At 50.0% G+C, this 17434-nt stretch carries 12 protein-coding genes, 1 tRNA gene and 1 pseudogene; 9 read left to right on the top strand and 5 right to left on the bottom strand.

Annotated features, from left to right (window positions below; genetic code table 11):
• Positions 1-258: 258 nt before the first annotated feature.
• The 7 genes and pseudogenes from DES54_RS19135 to DES54_RS02360 all read left to right on the top strand — a co-directional run bounded on the left by DES54_RS19135 (position 259) and on the right by DES54_RS02360 (position 9240).
• Entirely contained in the window at positions 259-552 is a 294-nt protein-coding gene (locus DES54_RS19135) for a phage tail tape measure protein (protein ID WP_205680166.1), read from the top strand.
• Complete coding sequence (locus tag DES54_RS02330) at positions 552-902, top strand: phage tail protein (RefSeq protein WP_113865017.1); 351 nt, start codon at positions 552-554, stop codon at positions 900-902. Before DES54_RS19135 ends, DES54_RS02330 begins: the two co-directional genes overlap by 1 nt.
• Positions 903-914: 12 nt before the next feature.
• Positions 915-1667, top strand: coding sequence for a phage minor tail protein L (locus DES54_RS02335; RefSeq protein ID WP_113865018.1), 753 nt, complete (start codon positions 915-917; stop codon positions 1665-1667).
• Between the two features lie 9 nt (positions 1668-1676).
• Positions 1677-2393, top strand: coding sequence for a C40 family peptidase (locus DES54_RS02340; protein WP_113865145.1), 717 nt, complete (start codon positions 1677-1679; stop codon positions 2391-2393).
• The gene (locus DES54_RS02345; RefSeq protein ID WP_113865019.1) at positions 2384-2995 is read left to right on the top strand and encodes a tail assembly protein; all 612 of its coding nucleotides are present in this window, start codon (positions 2384-2386) and stop codon (positions 2993-2995) included. The genes DES54_RS02340 and DES54_RS02345 overlap by 10 nt, the downstream gene beginning before the upstream one ends.
• A 60-nt stretch (positions 2996-3055) precedes the next feature.
• Positions 3056-6565, top strand: a pseudogene (locus DES54_RS02350) (TipJ family phage tail tip protein).
• Positions 6566-7686: 1121 nt separating this feature from the next.
• The gene (locus DES54_RS02360; RefSeq protein ID WP_113865021.1) at positions 7687-9240 is read left to right on the top strand and encodes a phage tail fiber protein; all 1554 of its coding nucleotides are present in this window, start codon (positions 7687-7689) and stop codon (positions 9238-9240) included.
• Here the strand turns inward: DES54_RS02360 and DES54_RS02365 are convergent.
• Both DES54_RS02365 and DES54_RS02370 read right to left on the bottom strand, forming a co-directional pair.
• On the bottom strand, positions 9221-9454 hold the full coding sequence (locus DES54_RS02365) for a hypothetical protein (RefSeq protein ID WP_113865022.1): 234 nt from the start codon (positions 9452-9454) through the stop codon (positions 9221-9223). The two genes, DES54_RS02360 and DES54_RS02365, sit on opposite strands and share 20 nt — an antisense overlap.
• Before the next feature lie 70 nt (positions 9455-9524).
• Positions 9525-9601, bottom strand: a tRNA-Arg gene (locus DES54_RS02370).
• A 382-nt stretch (positions 9602-9983) separates the two neighbouring features.
• Here DES54_RS02370 and DES54_RS02375 point away from each other — a divergent pair.
• Positions 9984-12437, top strand: coding sequence for a DUF3772 domain-containing protein (locus DES54_RS02375; protein WP_113865146.1), 2454 nt, complete (start codon positions 9984-9986; stop codon positions 12435-12437).
• A gap of 83 nt (positions 12438-12520) precedes the next feature.
• Here the strand turns inward: DES54_RS02375 and DES54_RS02380 are convergent, their stop codons facing one another.
• Genes DES54_RS02380 through dgcN form a run of 3 tightly spaced genes read right to left on the bottom strand, consistent with a single transcriptional unit; the run spans position 12521 to position 15417 of the window.
• Positions 12521-13381, bottom strand: a complete 861-nt coding sequence (locus DES54_RS02380; protein ID WP_113865023.1) for a D-amino-acid transaminase — start codon at positions 13379-13381, stop codon at positions 12521-12523.
• 57 nt (positions 13382-13438) lie between these two features.
• Positions 13439-14419: an N-acetyl-D-Glu racemase DgcA gene (gene dgcA, locus DES54_RS02385; RefSeq protein WP_113865024.1), complete on the bottom strand. Its 981-nt coding sequence runs from the start codon at positions 14417-14419 to the stop codon at positions 13439-13441.
• The gene (gene dgcN, locus DES54_RS02390) at positions 14416-15417 is read right to left on the bottom strand and encodes an N-acetyltransferase DgcN (RefSeq protein ID WP_113865025.1); all 1002 of its coding nucleotides are present in this window, start codon (positions 15415-15417) and stop codon (positions 14416-14418) included. Before dgcN ends, dgcA begins: the two co-directional genes overlap by 4 nt.
• 759 nt (positions 15418-16176) lie before the next feature.
• Between dgcN and alaC the strand changes: the two genes are divergently transcribed.
• Entirely contained in the window at positions 16177-17418 is a 1242-nt protein-coding gene (gene alaC / locus DES54_RS02395) for an alanine transaminase (RefSeq protein ID WP_113865026.1), read from the top strand.
• Positions 17419-17434: the final 16 nt, after the last annotated feature.

Genomic DNA, 17434 nt, shown 5'->3' on the forward strand with positions numbered 1-17434 from the left:
AAAAATGTCAGACAATTTATTAAAACCGCATCACCTTTCCCAGGCAACAAACCTGGACTAACAAAAGTGGAGCGGTAATAGGCGCAGTTATTTAGTGCCGCGGGAGGGGCATCAACAGCGAATGGATTCACTACGGGCGCATACGATAACCTTTCTTTCCTCGCTCTTGGCGGAGTTTATCAGTCGCCTTCTCTGAGCGCCTACAGTGGTGGTGTTTACAATACACCCCAATTATTTGCATTTGCTAAAGGGGCTGGCGTGTTTGGCGAGGCGGGGCCAGAAGCCATTATGCCGCTCACTCGCGCATCAAATGGCTCACTGGGTGTCAGGGCGATTATGCCTGATGTGTCTACATCAAGCGGAGGAGCGCCACAGGTAACCGTCAATATTTCAAGTGACGGGCAAGTATCGCAAACCTCTACACCGGGATGGGAGCAGTTTGGGCGGGAAATTGGTCAGTTTGTCGATCAGCGTTATCGGGTGTTACGCGATAAAGATCTACGACAAGGTGGCGCGCTGAATCCCGCAAGAACAGGGCGCAGGAGCTCATGATGGAAACGTTTACTTTCTGTCCCCGCGTTAACCCGGAGGGCGAATTTACTCAGCGAACGCGAGCGGTACAATTTGGAGATGGCTATACCCAACGCTCAGGCGACGGTATTAATAGCGAGTCGCAGAGTTGGCCGTTAACGTTTGTGGGTGATAATACATTCATCCAGGAAATTATGGCATTCCTGCGCCGTCATAACGGTTATACCGCGTTTCAATGGGTTAGTCCGCTGTCCGAGTTAGGGCTGTATTGCTGTCCTGACGGGTTTAACGTTACGGCGCTGGGTAAAAACAGTCGCGGCGTTCAGATGTTCCAACTCACCGCGACATTCATTACCGCTTACCATCCATAATCAGGACTATCCATGTCATTAAACACCGACTCCCAAAAACTGGAGCCGGGCGATAAAGTGCGCCTGTTTGAAGTGGACTGCACTGCATTCGACGGCCCGGAACTGTATTTTCACAATCACCCGATCCCCCATACTGCTGCTGAAATTGAAGCGGCAGGCGGGGATGAAACAAAACTTCTCGCAAAATCAATCTGGTGGCAGGGCATCGAATACAAAGCGTGGCCGACACAGGTAGAGGGGCTGGAAATGATCAGCGACGGCAGCGCACCGACGCCCACTCTATCAGTCGGGAACATTGACGGCACAATTACCGCACTGTGTCTCGCGTATCAGAACCTGGCACAAGCTACCGTGCGTATTCATACCACGTATAAACACTATCTTGATGCCCGGAATTTTCCTGATGGCAACGATGAGGCCGATCCGACACAGGAACGGCTGGATGTCTGGTATATCGACAGAAAAACTAAAGAGGATGACGAGTTTATCACGTTCGAAATGTCATCCCCGGCCGACCTGCAAGGCATTCTGATCCCCACCCGACAAATTCATAGTCTTTGCACCTGGTGCCAGCGCGGAGAGTATCGCGGGGCATCATGCGGGTATACCGGAACAAACTATTTCGATGCTGACGGAAACCCTGTTGACGATCCGGCGCTGGATGAGTGTTCCGGTCTGCTATCGACCGGTTGTAAGCCACGGTTCGGTGAGGACGCAGAGTTGCCGTTTGGTGGATTCCCAGGCTCTGCGCTGATTAAGAGGTAAATCGTGAAACTGAGTAAATTAATCATTACGGAAATACTCGCTCATGCTGAGGATGAATATCCGTTTGAGTGCTGTGGTGTGATTGTCCAGAACGGCAAAAAACGGCGTTATGTCCGTTGCCGTAATATAGCGCAGGAGCCGTATGAACATTTTACTATGAGCCCGGAAGACTATGCAGAGGCGGAGGACACAGGGACGATTATTGCTATCGTCCACAGCCATCCCGACGCGTCGACACAGCCCAGCAACGTCGATCAGGCGCAATGTGACCTGTCACAGTTGCCGTGGGTTATCGCTAGTTGGCCAGAGGGCGATATCAGAACGATTATGCCGGTCGATGGCATTAAACCGTTACTGGAGAGACCATTCGTTCACGGCATCTGGGACTGCTACACCATTGTTAGGGATTGGTATCAGATGGAGCGAGGCATTTCGCTGCTGAATTTCGAGCGCTCGGATGGATGGTGGGAGCGGGGCGAAAACCTCTATATGAAACATTATGCCGAGGCAGGATTTACTGCTGTCAGCGGTGAATTACAACCCGGTGACGTTATCGTTATGCAGATTCGCGCCAACGAACCAAATCACGCCGGGATTTATGTTGGCAATGGTGAAATGGTTCATCACATGTACAACCAGCTTAGCCAGAAAGTGCCATACGGCGGCTACTGGCTGGACAGAACGATAACCCGGTTGCGTTATACAGGGGGGCGAGAATGTCAGTAGCAATTGAGTATCAGCCACTAAAAACCATCCGACTCTATGGCGTTCTGGGTGCAACATTTGGCCGCGTTCATCGTCTGGCGGTTGAGAGTCGGCAGGAGGCGATAAAGGCGCTCTGCGTCATTATCCCTGGTTTTGAAAAATTCCTGCTGACGAGTAAAGCGCGTGGGCTGACCTATGCGGTATTTGACGGTAAACGGAACTTGTCTAGAGATGAACTCGATTTTAACGTCAGCAATGAAATCCGCATTGCGCCGATCATTATTGGTAGTAAAAAAGCAGGGGCATTTCAGACCATTCTTGGCGCTGTTCTTGTCGTTGTAGGTGTTGCCATTGGGTATTTTACGGCTGGCGCGATGTCATCAGTGGGATATGGCATAGCTAAAATGGGCGGGGCAATGATGCTCGGCGGCGTTGTACAGATGCTATCTCCCGTACAGGGTGGGGTATCAATGCGCGAGTCTCCCGACAACAAACCGAGCTATGCATTCGGTGGCCCGGTTAACTCTATCGCCCAGGGTAATCCGGTTCCTATTTTGTATGGCCGTCGCCGAATCGGTGGCGCAATCATTTCAGCGGGTATTTACGCGGAAGACCAGCAGTAGCACATCTCAATTTATTACCCAGACCCGCCATCGTGCGGGTTTTTTGTATCTGAGGTATCCATGCAAGCAGTGATTGAGGGTAAAAAGGGCGGCAGCAGCAATGCTCGGACACCTGTTGAATCACCTGACTCTATTCAGTCCACGTCATATGCAAAAATTCTGCTGGCGCTGGGTGAGGGAGAGTTTGCGGGCGGGTTGGATGGCACACGTATTTTTCTGGATGGGACGCCGATCACTAACGCGAACGGCAACGCGAATTTTTCTGGCGTGACGTGGGAATTTCGTCCCGGCACGCCGGATCAATCGTATATTCCCGGCTTCCCTGGTGTTGAAAATGAAATCACGGTCAACACAGAATTGACGAGCCAAACGGCATGGGTGCGCTCGCTGACAAATACGCAACTGTCTGCTGCCCGCCTGCGATTTTCGTGGTCAACTCTGCAACAGCAACTGGATAACGTCGATGTAGTCGGTTATCGCATTGAGTATGCGATTGACGTAGCCACAGATGGCGGCAGTTATCAGGAACTGCTGCGAACCGCAGTGGACGGTAAAACGACGACAACATACGAGCGTAGCCACCGTATTGACCTACCGAACGCATCAACGGGCTGGCAAATCCGCGTACGCCGTATCACACCAAACTCAACCAGTAACCGTATTGCCGATCGCATGGTGATTGAGGCTATTACGGAGGTGATCGACGCAAAATTGCGTTACCCCGAAACCGCTTTATTATTTATCCAGTTTGACGCCTCTCAATTCCAGAACATCCCGGTTATTTCCTGCGAACCTGACGGTCGTATTATCCGCATTCCGTCAAATTATGATCCACTCGCCCGCACATATAGCGGCACGTGGGACGGTACATTTAAATGGGCGTGGACGAATAATCCCGCGTGGATTTATTACGACATCCAAATCAGTGAGCGTTTCGGGCTGGGCCAGCGGATTAAGGTCGAGAATCTGGCGATCACAAAATGGACGCTGTACCAAATCGCGCAGTATTGCGATCAGTTGGTGCCTGATGGTCGTGGCGGTAGCGGCACAGAGCCGCGTTTTCTGTGTGACGTTTATATCCAGTCTCAGGAAGAGGCCTGGACAGTAATCAATGATCTGGCTGCGATTTTTCGTGGCGCGACGTTCTGGGCTAACAATCAGATGAACGTCATCGCTGATATGCCTCGCGATATTGATTACATCGTAACGCGAGCTAACGTTAAAGACGGGAAATTCACGTACAGCAACGCCAGCGAAAAAACGCACTACAGCACAGCTATGGTTGCCTGGTCTGATCCTGCCAATGGTTATCAGGATGCAGTTGAGGCGGTTTCTGACAACAAGCTGATTCGGCGCTATGGCATTAAACAGGCTGATATTACGGCGATCGGGTGTACTCGTTAGACTGAGAGTATCCGCCGTGGTAAATGGATTCTGCACACCAATGATGCCGATCGAGCGATTTCGTATACGATGGGACTGGACGGCGATGTCCCTGTGCCTGGCTCAATTGTTGGCGTTGCTGATGCGTTGCTGGCCGGTCGTCCGCTGGGTGGACGTATTAGTGCCGTCGATGGACGGAACATCACGCTCGATCGTGTATCGTCAGCCGCGGTTGGTGAGCGGCTGATCGTCAATCTTCCGAGCGGGCGGGCGCAGGGGCGCACGATTGAGGCCGTGAATGAGAAAATCGTTACGGTCACAACCGAATACAGCGAAACACCGATCCCCGAATCGGTTTGGGCTGTGGACGCCACGGATTTGGCGCTGCAACTGTATCGCATTATCGGCGTGAAGGAGGGTGATGACGGCGTTTCTTTCGATATTACCGGCATTGAATACGACCCGAATAAATGGGACAAAATTGATAACGGCGCCCGTATCGAGTCGCGCCCGATCAGTGTTATTCCGCCGTCTGTTCAATCCGCACCCGCAAACGTTTTAATCGGCAGCTATAACGCTGTTGATCAGGGCATAAACATTACGACGCTGCGAGTGATGTGGGAGCGAGCCGACAGCGCGATTGCGTATGAGGCGCAGTGGCGCCGGGATAGCGGGAACTGGATAAACGCTCCGCGCACATCTGCGCTGGGGTTTGAGGTGTCAGGCATTTACGCTGGACAATACCAGGCTCGCGTTCGGGCTATTAATGCGGCTGAAATCTCCAGCATGTGGGCCAATGCGCAGGAAACCCGACTTAACGGCAAAGAGGGCAATCCGCCTGCGCTGGCGAGTTTCATCACAGCGCCACTCGTTTTCGGCATCCAGATTAACTGGAGTTTCCCCGCTGATACCACTGACACGCTAAAAACAGAAATCCAGTACTCCCCGACGAGCGACGGACAGGACGTCTTGTTACTGGCTGATGTTGCGTATCCCACGCGAACCTATCAGCAAATGGGGTTGTCTGTCGGGCAGGCGTTTTTTTACCGCGCCCGTATTGTCGATAAATCAGGTAATCAGGGGCCGTGGACTGGATGGATGCACGGGGAATCCAGCACTGATGTTAGCGATATTACTGATGTGATTATGGCGGAGGTAACGGAAACTGACGCATGGAAATCACTGTCTGGTGACGTTGAGTTAAATACCCAGCAGATCGCTGACGGCATGCTGACCAGCATTGAGCAGGCGCGGGCGATTATCCGCAACAGTCTGGCTAACGACGCTGAAACCCGCCGTTGGCGAGCTCAGAACGGGGAGCGCACTGCTGAGATATCCGAAACCCGCGCCGCTGTCGCCAGTGAGGTGGAGGCTCGCACAATTGCACTGCTGGAAATGCAATCCAGTATCGGCAATACAAACAGCAACCTGAACTCGTTACAGCAGACAGTCACGACGCTGGAGCAAACAACGGCGCAGGATATCGCCAGTCTGAATAGTAAAATGACGTCAGCGGAGGGGAACATTGACGGCCTGTCAACGGTTGTTGATGGCATTGAGTCAACCGTTTCTCAGCAGGGCAACACAATCACATCTCAAGGATCGCAGATTACGCAGATCACTGCATTGGTTGCCGACGCCCAGTCTACCGCTAACGGCTCAGTGCAGAGCATCAATAGCGTATCTGCAACCGTTACCCAGCAGGGCAACACAATCACGTCTCAGGGGTCACAGATTAACCAACTGACGGCGACAGTTAACGGCGTATCTGCTGAAATCAGCGATGTGAGTAGTGTTGTCGGCAGCATGGACGCAAAAATGTCTGCGTATCGTTCAATAAAAGTGGCCGTAGATGCAAACGGGCGGCAATACATTGCCGGAATTGGGTTGGACGTTTCCAATTCAACGTCTGGGATGCAGGCAAATATTATTATGCTGGCTGACAGATTCACAATGATGGTAAATGCGGGAGGAACGCCAACGCCGATATTTACAAATCAGGGAACTCAGGTGATTTTGCGCAGTGCGGTTATAGGTGATGCAACTATTTCATTTTTGAAAATAGCCGATGACATTAAATCAACTGGATATGACGTGCCGGGTGTCGGTGGATATTGGTTGAGAAAAAACGGAAATTTCGACCTAAAAGATGCTAATGGGGTTACCGTTATAGAGTGGGGGCCGTAGTGACTAAATTTATACTCAGAAATCCTGATGGCAGCATACAGTTTGATCATAATGATCGAATTGTTAAAGTCATAGGGCTAATCAACTTGGGAAACGTTAATGGCTCCATTGATGTTGGTAATGACACGGATTCCTCAGATATATGGTATTCGGTTTTTCTCGCCCCAAACCAAATGATGCGAATCCCACCAGTTATTACAATATCCGGTAAAAACATCAACTGGAGCTTTAGCGAAGCGGGCTACCCGGCGTCGGGTGGTAATACCGGGAATCCGATTCTGCTTTATGGAGTGTACTGATGGCGTATTTACGGACCCGGAATAAAGATGGAAAAATTTTATTTGATTCTGATATTCCATGTTATGTTCTGTCTTCGTATGGTGAAACCATCATGGACTCACCCGTTAATGATTTAACATGGGGTATGGCTCCTATAAAACAAATTTCAGCAACAGTTGACACAGATTATCCTCCATTAATTTTTATTAGCCCCGGCACGCCGGGAAATAATAGTAATCAGCCTGCGTGGAACTCTGTTTGTGTATCGTCTATACAACGTACTGGTAACACGTTGACATTTAGGATATACGGCAATGTAATGTCTCCTTCATCTCAACGGATAAAATATTATATATTCACAATACCCAGAGCCATAAATAACGACAGGGAGGGCGTTTTTGCTGTTTGGAAGACAAATAGCGACGGACAGCGGTTAAAACATTCGATAGCGCCTATAAATACATGATACCAGTGCATGTCGAAAACAGACGATTAACTAATGCATATACCGATATGATCCAGGTCCCGCTATCGCCCGAACGGGAATATGCGGCATGTAATACCATATTTACCGGTTTCAATCTGAGCAGTGGTGGTGGTTTAATTTATGCGGTACACAGATGGCAATTCTACTATACATTTGAAAAAAAACCTATTAATACACGCTCAAACCGTATTGGCTGACTCGTTGGGCACACCATCAGGTTTATTTAATGGCCCATACCAGTGTGAAAATATAGGTTTGATTGTTATAGACATTACGCGACTTAATTTAGCGTGAATTATTCAAAAACGCCTGCAATCTATTAATTAATAAGAACCGCCAAATCAGGCGGTTTTTTATGTCTGGAGAAATTATGTCTTGGTATAGAACAGGAACTATTGCTGCAACCAATGGCAGTAAAATCATTACGGGGGCAGGAACACAGTTTTTAAACCCGCTGAACGGGGTTTCCGCTGGCCGCATGCTGCTATTGCCTGGCGCGGGAACTGTTCAGATTTATGAAATCGCGTCTGTTCAGTCAAACACCCAATTAACATTAGTCGATAATTATACCGGTACAACTGGCGCCGGAAAACTCTATGCCATTCCGACGTCACCGACTGTTTCTATCGAGCAGTTCGCGCATGATTTTGCGGAGACGCTCGCATATTACCAGCAGCAATTAGCGGGCTGGCAGGCGATTTTAACCGGAACAGGTGACGTAACGTTAACGACGCCAGACGGACAGAGTGTAACGGTTCGCAGCCAACGGGCATGGGACACCGCGCTGAATGGGAAAATGGATAACATCTCATTGCCATTATCCCGCGACAATGGCGGGTCAGGATCAACCGACGGAGCCGTTCGCAATGCCCCTAATGCCCCATCAAGTAGAACTTTAAATGATTGGCTTAGCTCGCTTGACGGTAACATGGCTGGTTCTGCACCGATCTCAAATGACGGTGGTTCGTGGCACACATATCTGAATGTAAAACACAGAAGCGGAATCGGTGATGGGATTAATTACGGTTTCGTACTGGAAGACCGCAGTATGACGTCGGCTAATTACGATGTTATATCCGTAAGGAAACAGGTAGGAGGATCGTGGCTTGCACCAGTTACCTTGTGGCACAGCGGGAACTTAACCAAACAATCCTCAGTGTCTGATACCACCATAGGCGCTGTCTTAACTAATGGTTCGTGGGGTCTTGGCGGCATAGCAATAAGCTCGGCTAACTATGCCACGATCGCCAGTACCCCCCGCAGTCAATTTATCGGGAGTGTATCAAATAACACTGGGTTTCCAACCTCGGATGTTGCGTGGACAGGTATTCATGTACCATTCAATGTCGATGGGTCGGCAACGGTTGCACTGGCTATATTAGCGGCCCCATCTTTAGGCGCTGCCAGAATGCAGGTTCATACCCGTAGATCTAGCATTAATAATGGTTGGCTAAACGTATTAATGTCCAACCAGTACACCGTTGACGCCAACGGATTCTATAAATCAGCATCACCGATTCTACGGCTCGCCAATTCCATTAGTGACATGCCTGATAATTATCTGGATGGTTTTGAACCATCTGGTTGCGGAGCAGTGAACATTGAGGCGGTTGGCGCTAATGCTGAGCGATTGGCGGTTGGTATATATCGCGTAACCGGTGCGCTAGGGTTGTCTGTCGAGGGGTGGACGATAGAAATTCCGCAGGACGTCAACGGCAACCGACTGGTTCATGTTGCAACTGAAACAGCCGATAATGGTGATATCACGGTATACGTCAGTAAACGCAAATTTGATATTGAAACCGGAAATATTGTGGCGGGCGAACCGATGGATATCCCTGCTGGCCGCTGGATAGATTTGAGATTGTCGATGCCACTAATTGAAGCACCTACCCCTGAAGAGGAGTAAAAGAGTCAAGCAGACCGGCAATGATGTCGAGCGCCTCTTCCAATGTTTCAACGGGGTCGGTGTGAATCGCCGGCGCCTCTGTCTCTCCGACGCGCACAGCGACATAAAACCCGGAGTCCTCAATCACTGCATACGAGCCAACGGGACATGCCGTCAGCATATCATTGTCGTCGAGTATGCAGATCGTGGTTCCGTGATAGTAGGTAGTTTTCATTGCAGCACCCGTTAAAACACCTGTAGATATAAATAAAATACGAAAATTAAAGGTAACTTATTGAATTTAATGGTACGCCCTACAGGATTCGAACCTGTGACCTACGGCTTAGAAGGCCGTTGCTCTATCCAACTGAGCTAAGGGCGCGTTGCGAAGAGAGATGAAACTGTTGGTTAGTGAGATAACAGTGGGCTGGATTATACCCACACACCTCGGTGAGTCAACGGATTGGCGTGCGATTTACGCTATACGGTGAATCCTTGTACAGCATTGGCCCTTCTTACTATCGTCGGAGCTCTTGGGAACATGATTGCGAACCTGATTCACGATAAATGATAACAAGAATATGTCTTTCAGCTTTCTCTGCTGGGCCGATTCGGAAATCTTTTGTAAGTTGTGCTCAGATGTATTCGCCACAACGTGACGTTGATACACTAGATGATAAGTGAAAGACAATATGGGTTGTCTGGTTCGGTTACCGTTGTTCGTAACCACTGCAATTTCTGTCGAACTGGGAATTTTTCGATTTATGCATAATTTGTTATCCGCGTTATTGCGTATTTGTCTACTAGCGACGCTTATGTCGCCAGTCGTGTATGTGTCCGCGGCGGAATCGGATGCTAATACGCAACCTGCGAAGTCTGAAGCGCCAGTGAAAATAAATATCGATGCGGAACTGGTAAAGTTGCAGAAGCAACTGGATAGCATTAAGCAGCAGGTGTCCGGGGCTAACAGCGATAGCATGTTCGGGGCGTTGAATGATACGGCGCAGGAACTGGTAAACAGTACGGATGATCTTTCTGCGGCGGTAGCGCCATTGCGAGCGCAGATTCAGGCGCAGTTGGATGTGCTGGGGCCGGCTCCGGCGGCTGGTTCTAATATCAATGAAACAGCGGAAGTGACACGTAAGCGCAATAATCTGAATACGCAAAAGTCCAAAATGGATGCGCAGATTGAGCAAATTCAGGCGCTGCGCGCCAATGCGACTAACTTATCGGCACAGATTGTCACTTTGCGGCGTAATGCGTTAAAAACGCAGTTGGCGCTAAACTCCGGCAGTATTCTTGGCGCGCGATTCTGGTCGCTGCTTGTGGCGACTCAGGCGGAAGATCAACGACGGTTGAGTACTTTTCAAGAGCAACTGAGCGATGCTTTTATGGCGTCATGGGCTCCTGACTGGCGTTATGGTTCAGTGTTTTTACTTCTGTTGGCCGCCGCGTTGACGACGGCAGGGCGTCAGTTTCTTGAGAAATACCTGGCCTGGGTCGGTATTCATATATTGCCGGAAGGCCGGTTGCGTCGGAGTTTTTTGGCGACGGCGGTTGTGATATCGACCGTGCTGACGATCGGTATTGCCACGAATCTGCTGGATTTTATGCTTACCCGACATGGCGGGGCGTCTGAGCGCGTGGCGTCATTTCTTGATGCGCTGGTGCGGTTGGCTATTTTTTGCGCCATGATCGCCGGGTTGGGACATGCTTTTCTTTCGAATCAGCGACCTTCGTGGCGTTTGCCCGCGATCTCTAATCCCGTCGCAAAGGCAATGACGCCTTTTCCGGTTGTCGCTGCTTTGTTTATTCTGTTTTTCGGCATAGTTGAGCAGATCACGGTTACGGTTGGGACATCTGTCGCCGCCACCATCATGGTAAATGGATTATCGGCGTTACTCCTGGCCCTCACCACTGGAACGATTGCGCTTAAGAGCGATCAGGTTCGCCGCCAGATGGTGCATTCCGGCGAGCAACCGGAAGCCCGTTCTACGCTGGCGGGGCTGATTCATCTGGCGGTACTGGCAACGTCAATTGCGGTGTTGATCTCGCTGGTCATCGGTTACATATCGCTGGCGCGTTTTTTAACCTATGAACTGGTATGGATCGGCATGGTGTTTTCCTGCCTTTACCTGTTCTCAACGTTTATTACGGATATCTGTGAAAGCGTTTTTTCTCCCAACAATGCCAGCGGCAAGCGTATTAAGAATTCCCTTAATCTTGATGACCGGCATCTGGCGCAGGCTACGTCATTGTTTTCGGCCAGCAGTAAAGTTTTTTTGATATTGATGGCGGCGGTGGCGCTTCTCAATGGCACATTTGGCACCACAACGCCGCTCGAACTGGTACAAAAAGCGGTTGAACTCTGGGGTGGTAAAGGACTTGAGACGCTGAGCATTGTGCCTGCTCATTTAGTAAATGCGATTTTGTTTCTGGTGGTTGGCATATATGTGCTGCGTTCCTCGAAACGTTGGCTGGAGTATGAGTTTCTTCCCAAAACGATGCTTGAACGTGGTATCCGCGCGTCACTGGTGACGTTGTTCAGCAACATTGGTTACATTCTGATTATTTTATTGACGCTGGCAACGCTGGGTATTCAGTGGAATAAACTGGCCTGGATTGTCAGTGCGCTTTCGGTCGGTATCGGTTTTGGTCTGCAAGAGATCGTGAAAAACTTTATTTCCGGTTTGATTTTGCTGACGGAGCGCCCGGTTAAGGTCGGCGATACGGTGAATATCAGTGGGGTAGAAGGCGATATTCGGCGAATTAATGTACGAGCGACGGAAATCCAACTGGGCGACCGTTCGACGGTGATTGTCCCGAACTCGCAGTTTATCTCGCAGAATGTACGTAATATCACAATGGGAAATCCTTTGGGCCTCGCGACGTTGGCGCTTACCTTTCCATTGGATATTGATCCTGAAGAAGCACGGTCTATTTTGTTGGATGCTTATATCAATCATGAGGCCATTCTGGACGCGCCTGCGCCCACGGTTAAATTTAGCCAGCTAAATCCGACAGGTATGGTGCTGAGCGTGACAGGCTATGTCAGCAGCCCAAGAATGGTCGCCGATGCAAAAAGTGATTTGTTATTCGAAATCATCAAGCGGTTGCGGACAGCCAATATTCCGTTGGCGGTCCCTCAAAAAATGGTGCTGGAGAATGGCGCAGCGTTGCCGGATGGGATTACCCTGGATGACAAGAGTCCAACATAAGCGATGTGATCCCATCATCTCTACAGGGATAGAGATGATGGGCGTTACAGCCGATGATGAGAATGGAACGCGATGCTTGTTGGTTATTTAACTTGTTGATTCACCATATCGATATAAATTTCACGCAGGCGGCGTGTAACTGGTCCGGGTTTCCCGTCGCCTATGGTTTGGTCATCCAGTGCTACGACAGGTAAGACGAAGGTGGTTGCGGAACTGATGAAGATCTCAGTCGCGTGATAGGCTTCTTCCGGCGTAAATAAGCGCTCCTCCAGCTTGATGTCGTCGCTTGCCGCCAATTTCAGCAGCGAATGACGTGTAATACCGTGCAGGATGTCATTACTAAGCGGACGAGTCACCACGGTGTTGTCATGCAGCACGATATAGCAGTTGCATGAACTGCCTTCGGTGATGAAGCCGTTTTCCACCATGAACGCATCGTCTGCGTTGTGGCTGTGGGCATATTCTTTCGCCATGCATGCCGCAAGCAGCCCAACGGTTTTAATATCCCGACGATGCCAGCGGATATCCGGGCTGGTGACAACCCGCAGACCGGTTTCCGCTTTCGGGTTGTCAATAATGGCGCGCGCCTGAGTAAACAGCACCAGCGTGGGTTTTACATCGGCGGGGGGGAAATAAAAATCACGATCGCCAGCGTTACCCCGGCTTAACTGTAAGTAAATCGCCCCTTCCTTTAGATTGTTTTTCTCAATCATGGCTTGGTGAATATTCTTCAATTCAGCCGGTGTGACGGGCAGTGTAAGAGACAGTTCGCGACAGGAGCGTTGCAGCCGCTCGATATGACCATCAAATTCCGCTAGTTTGCCGTTAACGACGGCAGTTACTTCATAGACGGCATCGGCAAAGAGAAAGCCGCGGTCAAAAATCGACACTTTCGCTTCATTCTCTTCAACATACTGTCCATCAACATAAACAAGACGTTGCATCAAAACACTCCTTAATCGTCGTTCAATGCAGATTAACTATTTAAGCCCCGCAGCGCCTTAGCCCCACAGCGATGCTTCTGGCGGATATATTTCGCTGCCGTTATAACGCAATCCTTCAGTACGGTCGCGCTGTAATAACAGCGGGCCGTCCAGATCGACAACGTTTGCTCCTTGCGCCACGATAAAAGCGGGGGCCATAGATAATGACGTACCCACCATACAACCGACCATAATTTGCAAACCAGCCTGCAATGCACTGGCACGTAGACGTAATGCTTCGGTCAATCCACCGGTTTTATCCAGTTTGATGTTTATCATGTCATAACATCCGGCGATTACCTCTAGTGAATGGCTGTCATGGCAGGATTCATCGGCACAGATCGGTATCGGACGCGGTAGTTCGGCCAGTACCTTGTCTTTTCCGGCAGGCAAGGGCTGTTCAATCATGGTGACGCCCAACGCAGCCAATTCCGGCACTAGTTTTAAATAAAGATCCGTATCCCAGCCTTCGTTCGCATCCACGATTAAACGCGCGGCGGGCGCGCCTTTGCGTACCGCTGCGACTCTGGCCAAATCGTCTTTGTCCGCCAGTTTCAGCTTGAGCAAGGGGCGGCTGGCGTTATTTTGCGCCGCCAGATGCATGCGTTCCGGGGTATCCAACGAGAGCGTATAAGCGCTTTCCAGCACCGAGGGCGCGGGGTGACTCAGGCGTTGCCAAATACGCTGGCGCTGCTGTTTGCACTCCAGATCCCAGAATGCGCAGTCAATCGCATTGCGCGCCGCGCCCGCAGGTAGACGGTTCTGGAGTGCGGCGCGATCGAGTCCATTGCGGATATCACCGCTTAACGCCGCAATTTGTTCCATCACGCTTTCGATGGATTCTCCATAGCGTGCGTAGGGCACGCATTCGCCATAGCCGATGGCTTCGCCGGATCGCAAGGTGACCACCACCACATCGGCCTGGGTTTTGCTGCCGCGAGAGATGGTGAATATACCCTTTAGCGGCCAGCTTTCATGGGATAATTGAATGTCGGTCATAGGTCTGCCAATTGGTCAACAATACGTCCTACTCCCTGACGGAACGGGTCCACGACAGGCAGGCCAAATTTTTTCTCAAGATCGGCCATTAATTGTAATGATTCTTCTTCGCTTAACGCGGCGCTATTGATTGAAATTCCGACAAAGCGCGCATTCGGGTTGGTCAATTTCGCCATTGACAGATTCAGGGCCATGCAATCGGCGATATCAGGAATAGGATAATCGACGCCGCGCATGGTTTTACGTGTCGGTTCATGGCACAAAACCAACGCATCCGGTTGCGCACCGTGGATAATACCCGTTGTGACGCCGGCAAAAGAGGGGTGGAACAGTGAGCCCTGACCTTCGATAATATCCCAATGGTTTTCGTCATTGGCTGGGGAGAGGGTTTCAACGGCACCGGCGATGAAATCGGATACCACCGCATCAATACTCACGCCGGAACCGCTGATCAGAATCCCGGTTTGTCCAGTCGCACGAAACGTTGCGTTGCCGCCGCGGGAGAGAATTTCTCTTTCGATCGCCAGCGCGGTATACATCTTGCCGCAGGAGCAGTCGGTGCCGACAGGCAGCAGGCGTTTGCCTGAACGTTTGCGTCCGTTGGCAACCGGGAAGGTTTGGGAAGGATGGCGTACGTCGAACAACGAACGGCCAAGTTTGGCGGCCAATTTTCTAAGCTCTGGCACATCAGATAAACAGTTGTGCAGACCTGCCGCGAGATCCATGCCGCTTTCCAGTGCCTGACTCAGTACGGCAATCCACTGTTGCGAAATAATGCCGCCGCGGTTGGCTACGCCAATCACCAACGTTTTTGCGCCTGCCGCGCGCGCGGCGCTGATATCCATATCGGGCAAATCGCAGTCGGCGTGACAGCCGTCCATTCTGTACTGTCCAACACAGTATTCCGGGTGCCATTGCTTAATGCCGATCGCAACCTTGGCCGCTAACTGATCGTGTGCATCCCCCAGAAATAACAAATAAGGTTTTTTGATATCCATTATTCATCCTCATGAAAATAGAAAAACGTTGATTGAAAGAGTGCTTTTTGGAAAATAAATTAGATAAGCGGTATCGATTTACCACTGATAATAATGATGAATATATTATTGTCAATATCAATGCCTATTAAGTTATAGGAACTGTAATTTAAGCATTTTGTTGAAATTTAAATCTATTAAGTTATGCTAATTAAGCATTAAATTTTGCAACTGCTGTTTGTTTTTATAGGTGACGGTTTTTTATAAAAACAGAATGCTTGGTTTTTATTAATTATATGATTTTATTGAATTATTGTTTTTTATACTGTTAACGATAATGCGCTAACTTGGTGAGCTGACTTATTATGGGGCCCCAAAATAAAGCAAGGCGCATTTTTGTTTTGGATTTGTTAATCAGAAATGGATTTTCTCTTATCAATATCAATAATGCTAATATTATTATGGTCAGTTAAAAGAATAATTAATATCCCGTTGAACGGAGGATATAAATTAAACTGATGGACGTTATTTTTTTAATACCTGGTATAGCCTGGTGATGAAAGAGGTTGCCGCCATGGTCGTTCGTCCTACTGGTAGTGGTACGCTTAGCGTAATGTGATACGACTCACGCGCGGATTAATCCGATTCCCGCACCATAAAAATTTATCGGCTGCCATATCGACAGATTCCATAATCTGGGATAGCTTGAATGGCTGGTCCGCAATGCGGAACCAGGCGTCGATCGGACGGTCCGGGCGCTCACGTTACTTTGAGGATGCTATGGCTGATTCTAATTCTTCGCGCCGTTTTACGCGCATCGATCGTCTTCCCCCTTACGTATTTAACATCACGGCTGAATTAAAAATGGCGGCTCGTCGTCGTGGCGAAGACATCATTGATTTCAGCATGGGTAACCCAGACGGCCCGACACCGCCTCATATCGTGGAAAAACTCTGTACTGTCGCTCAGCGTGAAGACACGCATGGTTACTCAACCTCCAAAGGCATTCCGCGGTTACGTCGCGCCATTTCGCGTTGGTATGCCGATCGTTATCAGGTGGATATTGACCCGGAAAGTGAAGCGATCGTCACCATCGGTTCCAAAGAGGGGCTGGCGCATTTGATGCTGGCAACATTGGATCATGGCGATACGGTACTGGTGCCTAATCCAAGTTATCCGATTCATATTTACGGGGCGGTGATTGCCGGGGCTCAGGTGCGGTCAGTTCCGCTGGTTGAAGGCGTGGATTTCTTCAATGAACTTGAGCGGGCGATCCGTGAAAGTATTCCGAAACCAAAAATGATGATTCTTGGTTTCCCTTCTAATCCGACCGCGCAGTGTGTCGAACTGGACTTCTTCGAGCGGGTGGTGGCATTGGCAAAGCAGTATGGCGTGCTGGTGATCCACGATCTGGCTTATGCCGACATCGTGTATGACGGTTGGAGAGCGCCATCGATTATGCAGGTGCCTGGCGCGAAAGATATCGCCGTCGAGTTTTTCACGCTGTCGAAAAGCTACAACATGGCGGGTTGGCGGGTTGGGTTTATGGTGGGTAACCAGGAATTGGTCAACGCGCTGGCCCGTATCAAGAGTTATCACGACTACGGTACGTTTACGCCATTGCAGGTAGCGGCGATTGCAGCGCTGGAGGGTGATCAGCAATGCGTTCGTGATATTGCCGAACAGTATCGTCAGCGACGCAATGTGCTGGTGCGCGGTCTACATGAAGCCGGCTGGATGGTGGATGAACCAAAGGCTTCGATGTATGTCTGGGCCAAAATCCCTGACGCGTATGCGCATTTGGGATCGCTGGAATTCGCCAAACGTCTGCTGGCTGATGCGAAAGTGTGCGTATCGCCGGGGATCGGCTTCGGCGACTATGGCGATACGCATGTTCGGTTCGCTTTGATCGAAAATCAGGATCGTATCCGCCAGGCGGTGCGCGGTATTAAGGCCATGTTCCGTGCCGATGGTATTTTAGCCCCGTCGAAAGCGGCGACAGGTAAAGTTTCTACTTCCTGAGTCCTGTCAACGTTCC

Origin of the sequence: Brenneria salicis ATCC 15712 = DSM 30166 (genome assembly GCF_003315515.1) — a bacterium.
Classification (GTDB): Bacteria; Pseudomonadota; Gammaproteobacteria; order Enterobacterales; family Enterobacteriaceae; genus Brenneria; species Brenneria salicis.